Here is a 739-nt window from a genome sequence, read left to right as displayed (position 1 = left end):
TATTCCTGCTTGAGTCTCTTCAGTAGATAATTCATCCCGTATTCATTGACGAAGTGACTGCTGGGATTATTTTGATAGCGTTCCTTCGCCATCGCCAACATTTGATTCCAAACAAAGCGATCGTTACCAAACATCTGCCACAATTGTTCCCTTTGTCGGCCATTGGGATATAGGCGAAGTTTGATTCCCTTTATAACTTGTGCCATTTTCACCACAATCTTTCATCATTGACCAGTCAACAAAGCTAATTAATACCTGAATACCATTCTCTGTTAAGGATATTATATCATATCTTAAAACATGCGTTCGATTAAAAGATTAAAAAATGGGCAAGGAAACACGTTCTTTTAAGGACGTGTTCCCTTGCCCGTTTATAAAAAAGCACCCCACTAAACGGGGTACCCCTGCGACTGAAATTACCGACGTAATCCCAGTTCCTTAATCAATTCACGGTAAGCAGGAAGGTCAGTCCGGCGTAAGTAAGCCAGGAGGTTACGACGGTGACCGATCTTCTTCATCAGACCACGTTGTGAGTGGTAATCGTGCTTGTGAGTACGAAGGTGTTCGTTCAGTTCGTTAATGTCAGCGGTTAATACTGCGACTTGAACTTGAGTAGAACCAGTGTCGCCTTCGTGTGTTGCAAATTGCTTAATGATTTGATCTGGCAGATTGTAAAATTTAAGTTGAACATTTAAGTGGACAGAAAAACCCATCAAGGTCTTTAATGGTGTTACCTCAA

2 protein-coding genes are annotated in these 739 nt (G+C 41.3%); both read right to left on the bottom strand.

What is annotated here, in order from left to right; all coding sequences use genetic code 11:
* Positions 1 to 206 (bottom strand): helix-turn-helix domain-containing protein (locus QOS01_RS10405; protein WP_283622268.1); only part of this gene is annotated, 206 nt, incomplete at its 3' end.
* A gap of 210 nt (positions 207 to 416) precedes the next feature.
* Complete coding sequence (gene rpsO, locus QOS01_RS10400; protein WP_283622269.1) at positions 417 to 713, bottom strand: 30S ribosomal protein S15; 297 nt, start codon at positions 711 to 713, stop codon at positions 417 to 419.
* Between the last annotated feature and the right edge of the window lie 26 nt (positions 714 to 739).

This window comes from Limosilactobacillus avium, assembly GCF_947381485.1.
GTDB lineage: Bacteria > Bacillota > Bacilli > Lactobacillales > Lactobacillaceae > Limosilactobacillus > Limosilactobacillus avium.
The sequence above is the reverse complement of the archived record's forward strand: the minus strand, read 5'-3'. Positions and strand labels throughout refer to the sequence as shown.

Excerpts from the sequence above, each read along its gene's own strand:
- rpsO (WP_283622269.1), bottom strand. The coding sequence starts at position 713 with ATGGGTTTTTCTGTCCACTTAAATGTTCAACTTAAATTTTACAATCTG.